The following is a 4,763-nucleotide window of genomic DNA, read 5'->3' as shown; positions in this document are numbered from 1 at the left end:
CGCGGCGTCGGTCGCCGGTGGCGCCTCCGCCCGCGTCCGGGTCGGCGGAGGCGGAGGCGGGGTGCCGGTGCCGGTGCTGGGGCGCAGGGTCACGGTCTCGGGAGCCCGACGTGTCTCGCCGATGTCGGCGCGGAGACGGTGCTCGAGCCAGCGGACCACGCCACGGTTCTCCGCGGTGACCCGGCCCTGGCAGATGCCCTTGACCAGGGCGTGGGCCATCTCGGGGACCGTGACGTGTGCCTCGTGCGCCCACCGGGCGATGGTGGCGAGCGACTCGCAGGAGCTGACGCCGTACCGGAGCATGATGACGCCCTTGGCCTGCTCGAGCGTGCACGCGGAATCGCGTGGGGTCGGAAGCATGGTCATCCTCCAGATCGGAACGTCCGTGCCACCGGGGTCTGGGGTGGGGCACCCGAATGATCGGGTGCTCGCGTGCTGAGGCCGAAGGTAGCAGCGCCGCCGGGGGACGACAAGGGCACGACGGGGGCCTCGTCCAGCCACCGACAGTCCGTCGAGGACGGCTCAGGCGCGAGGCGCGGGCACCGTGCCGAAGTGCCGGTTGCACTCCTTGCCCGCACAGTCCCCGAGCGCGCGGAGACGGCGCTCCAGCTCGCGGCGTACGGGGGCGTAGCGCTTCGAGAGGATGAGGTTGCGCAGCTCGTAGGGGTCGCGCTCGTGGTCGTAGAGGAAGCCGTCGCGCGGGCCGTTGTTGACGCGACGTCCGTAGGCGTAGCGCCCGGTCAGCACGCCCCGATAGGTCCACCCCGGATCGCGCACGGCGGTGGCCTTGCCGCCCGTCTGGATCAGCATCGTGTCGCGGTGGTGCGTGGCCCTCCCGCCGAGCAGCGTGTCGGAGAAGTCCTCGCCGTCGAGCGTGGAGTCGGGGGACAGGTCCATCAGCGAGGAGAGGGTCGCGGTGAGGTCGACGAGGGAGACGAGCCGGTCGGACCGCCGGCCGGCCGGGACCCCGGGACCCCGGATGACCAGCGGGACGTCGAGGATCTCCTCGGAGAGCCGGTCCTTGCCGGTGTAGCGGTGCTCGCCCAGGGCGTAGCCGTTGTCGCTCGTGAAGACGATGTAGGTGTTGTCGAGCTCGCCGGTCTCCCGCAACGTGTCCATGAGGTGCTTGACCGCGTCGTCCACCGACAGCAGCGACCGGATCCGGGCCAGGTTGAGCCTCGTCATCTCCCGGGGCGGCAGCTTCGGGCGGCCGCGGACCATCATCTCCTTGTCCCGCATGTCGCCCTCGTTGAAGCTCGGTGCCTTGAACGAGGCCGGCTCGAGACCGGCCAGCGCGCGCTTGTACTCGCGGGCCACCTTCGGCGGTCGGCCACCGCGGTCACCGTCGCCGTCGCCCCGGGCCGAGCGCGGCATCCAGATGTGGGGAGCCACGTGGTTGGCCATCACGAGGTACGGCGTGGGGCCGGCCCAGCGCTCGAGGTCGGACACCGTGCGCTCGTCGAGACGGGTGGTGACGTAGTCGTTGCGGTAGGAGGTGCCGTTGAAGAAGTCGAAGTTGGCGTAGTCGGTGGCCGGCTCCATGAGGATGTCGAAGTTGGTCCACCCCGGGTCCGCGGGCGCGTCCGGGTCGAAGTGGTTGAGGTGCTTGCCGTGCAGCGCGGTGCGATAGCCCTGGTCCTGGGCCCAGGTGGCGATCGTCGAGCTGGGGTCGAAGGCCTGCCACCCGCCGTACGGGCCGGAGTTGTGGTGCACGCCGTTGTTCTGGGCGTACTGCCCGGACAGGATCTCGGCGCGGGCCGGGCAGCACAGCGGGTGCGGCGACTGGGCCGAGCGGAACGTCATCCCTCGATCGACCAGCAGCCTGCGCACGTGCGGGAGGTGGCGCAGGTCGTCGGTACGCATGTCGTCGGTCAGCACCATGACCACGTTGGGCTGCTCCTCGGCGACCGGCGTGCCGCGGCCCGCGGTCGTGGCGGTTCCCGGCAGGGGGGAGCCGGAGCCGGTCGTCGACGCACTGGCCGACGACTCGGGGCCTGGGTCGGTGCCCGGGCTCGCGAACGGGCTGGCGACCGGCGCGACGAGGGCGAGACCGACCACGGCGACGACGAGCGCGAGTGGCAGGCGGAGCCGTCGGACGAGCCGGCGGAGGTGGTGCAGCACGACGAGTGGTCCCTGGGGCCGAGGACTGGTGGACCGCGTCATCCTGTCACGGGCCGGTGACGGCGAATTTGTGGAGCCGACCGCTACGGTGACAATTTACCGGTGTCGCGTAGTTTGCGATGTTGACCCGGGGTGCCGCTGCGGAGCCCCACCGACGAAGGTGTGGAAGCAACAGTGTCAGGAGCCCACGAGGCCGAGACCGAGTCCCAGGCGCCCAGGCGCAAGGGCAAGGTCAAGCGCAAGCACACTGTCGGTCGCGTCGTCGCGATCAGCGCCCTGGTGCTCGCCCTGGTCACCGCCCTCAGCGTCGTCTTCTTCTATCGCCACCTGAACGGCAACATCGACACCGAGTCGCTCTCGGCCCTCGGGGAGGACCGTCCCGAGAAGATCTACGCCGGCAACGGCGAGCCGCTCAACATCCTGGTGATGGGTGACGACACCCGCTCCGGCGAGGGCAACGACATCGACAGCGAGGCCGGCGGGGGTGGCTCCGACACCACGATCCTCGTGCACCTCTCCGCCGACCGCACCCGCTCCTACGCGATCTCCATCCCGCGAGACTCGATCGTCGACCGCCCCGCCTGCGGTGACAGCGCCGCCGCCACCGACGAGAAGTGGAACGTGGCGTACACCGTCGGCGGTCCGCTGTGCACCGTGGCGCAGCTCGAGGCGAACACCGACGTCTTCGTCGACCACTTCGTGGTGGTGGACTTCAACGGCTTCGGGGAGATGGTCGACGCCGTCGGCGGCGTCCCTGTCTGCGTGCCCGAGGACATCAAGGACCCGAAGCACCAGATCTTCGTCCCCGCGGGGGATCCGTCGCTGTTGACCGGCGACGAGGCCCTCGACTACGTCCGGGCGCGCTACATCGGTGAGCTCGCCCAACAGAACGACATCAGCCGCATCCGACGCCAGCAGGCCTTCATCGGGGCCCTGATCCGCGAGGTGAAGTCGGCCGGCACGCTCACCCGCCTCGACAAGGTCGTGCGCTTCCTCGATGCCGCCACCAGCTCCCTGACCACCGACACGGGGCTCGGGTCCGTGACGCGCATCGGCAAGATCGCGATGCAGCTGCAGAACATCGGCCTCGACGAGATCAAGTTCGTCACGGTCCCGACGGAGTACTTCCCGACCGACTCCGAGTTCCGCGGCAGCGTCTTCTGGACCGACGGCGCGGACAAGATCTGGCAGCTCATCAACGAGGACAAGCCCCTGCCGGCCTCCATGCTGGGCGACGCCGTCTCCGCGGAGCCGCCGTCGACGTCCAGCGAGGCCCAGGGCGGCCAGTCGGAGACGCCCTCACCGTCCGGGTCCCCGTCCCCCTCGGAGACCGCCTCCCCGTCCGAGACCCCCTCGCCCGAGGAGTCGCCCAGCGACACCGCGACCCCCGAGGCGCCGAAGGAGACCACGCCGGGAGTGTGCGCGTGAGCGACGACAGCACGCAGGGGGACGGGTCGGAGTCGATCCAACCCGAGTCAGCCCAGTCCGATTCGACTCAGCCCGAGTGGGTCCGCCGCCGGCGCCTCGCCGCGGTCTTCGGTGACGTGCTTCCCGAGCAGACCGCCGACGACCGTCCGTCGCCGACGGACTCCTCGGGCCTGGGCGATGAGTGGTACCGCGACCAGGTGCCGCCGCACCACGGCTGACCCGCTCGGCGACGGCCGACCGGCCGTCGAACGATCTGTCAGACCTGGCCGTTGCGTGCGCGCAGCAGGTCGCGGATCTCCTCGAGCAGCGCCACGTCGGCGGGGGTGCCGGTGTCCTCCGCGGGGAAGTAGCGCTCCTTGGCCCTGGTGTAGGGAAGCACGACGAGGAAGTAGACGACCGTCGCCAGGATCACGAACGCGATGAGCGCATTGATGAAGAAGCCCAGGTCACCCAGCTGCGTCCCGTCGAAGAGGTCGTCGGTGGACGGGAGGAGCGACGTGAGCCAGGCCGTGAAGGCGGTGACGACGGCCGCGAACGATGCGGCCATGATGAAGGCGACCGCCAGCTCGACCAGGTTGCCGCGCAGGAGGAAGTTCTTGAATCCGCTCATGGTGTCTCCTTGCCTGACCCCGGGGCGGGGTCGGTGGGTGGGGGAACACGCAGGACGCTAGCGCGAGAAGGACACCACCAAGAACTGCGTCACCGCGGCCACTCCCACGTCGTCCGCGTCCACGGGGTCGATCCCGAGCACGACCAGCCGCCCGGGGGGTGCCGCGGACCCTCCGGCGGGGTCGACCGGGTCCGTGGGTCGCGGCACGGCCAGCACCAGCACACGGGAGGCGAGCGGCGTGGCCCGGCCCGAGCCCGGGTCGGCGGCCACCAGGTCGAGGACGTCGCCCGGTCGGAGCAGCTCGACGACCCCGGCGTCGGGCAGGCGCACCGGCATCACGGTGAGGTCGGGGTGCATCGACGCCAGCCCGGCGCCCACCAGGCGGACGTCGGTGACCGGCTCGCCGGCCGCCACCGGGGACGCCAGCACCCGGCCGACGGGATCCTCGGCGAGGCGGCGCGGCTCGGTCCCGACCGGGAACGCCACCGTCGTCAGGTCGTCGGCACCGACCACCGAGCCGGCGGCCAGGTCGTGCGTGGCCACCGCGACCTCCACGCTGGGCGGGGGCGGRCCGGCCCCGACCCGGAGCCCGACGAGCACCGCC

Annotated in this window: 6 protein-coding genes; 2 read left to right on the top strand and 4 right to left on the bottom strand. The window is 71.3% G+C overall.

Annotation, left to right across the window (positions count from 1 at the left end; genetic code table 11):
- Positions 1–360, bottom strand: a 360-nt coding sequence (locus ACXJKL_RS14840) for an ANTAR domain-containing protein (protein ID WP_457207814.1), incomplete at its 3' end; no start/stop codon positions are given.
- Between the two features lie 162 nt (positions 361–522).
- Positions 523–2,121 (bottom strand): sulfatase-like hydrolase/transferase, encoded by a 1,599-nt coding sequence (locus ACXJKL_RS14835; protein WP_457207813.1) that lies wholly within the window; start codon positions 2,119–2,121, stop codon positions 523–525.
- A gap of 174 nt (positions 2,122–2,295) precedes the next feature.
- Between ACXJKL_RS14835 and ACXJKL_RS14830 the strand changes: the two genes are divergently transcribed.
- Positions 2,296–3,549, top strand: a complete 1,254-nt coding sequence (locus ACXJKL_RS14830) for an LCP family protein (protein ID WP_457207812.1) — start codon at positions 2,296–2,298, stop codon at positions 3,547–3,549.
- Entirely contained in the window at positions 3,546–3,767 is a 222-nt protein-coding gene (locus ACXJKL_RS14825; protein ID WP_457207811.1) for a hypothetical protein, read from the top strand. The genes ACXJKL_RS14830 and ACXJKL_RS14825 overlap by 4 nt, the downstream gene beginning before the upstream one ends.
- Positions 3,768–3,805: 38 nt before the next feature.
- On the opposite strand, the gene ACXJKL_RS14820 is transcribed toward ACXJKL_RS14825, so the two are convergent.
- The gene (locus tag ACXJKL_RS14820; protein WP_457207810.1) at positions 3,806–4,159 is read right to left on the bottom strand and encodes an MscL family protein; all 354 of its coding nucleotides are present in this window, start codon (positions 4,157–4,159) and stop codon (positions 3,806–3,808) included.
- 57 nt (positions 4,160–4,216) lie between these two features.
- Positions 4,217–4,763, bottom strand: a 547-nt coding sequence (locus ACXJKL_RS14815; protein ID WP_457207809.1) for an SAF domain-containing protein, incomplete at its 5' end; no start/stop codon positions are given.

It is taken from the genome of Nocardioides sp. P5_C9_2 (assembly GCF_054049555.1).
Note: the sequence above shows the minus strand (reverse complement) of the source record. Positions and strands in the feature narration are given on the sequence as shown.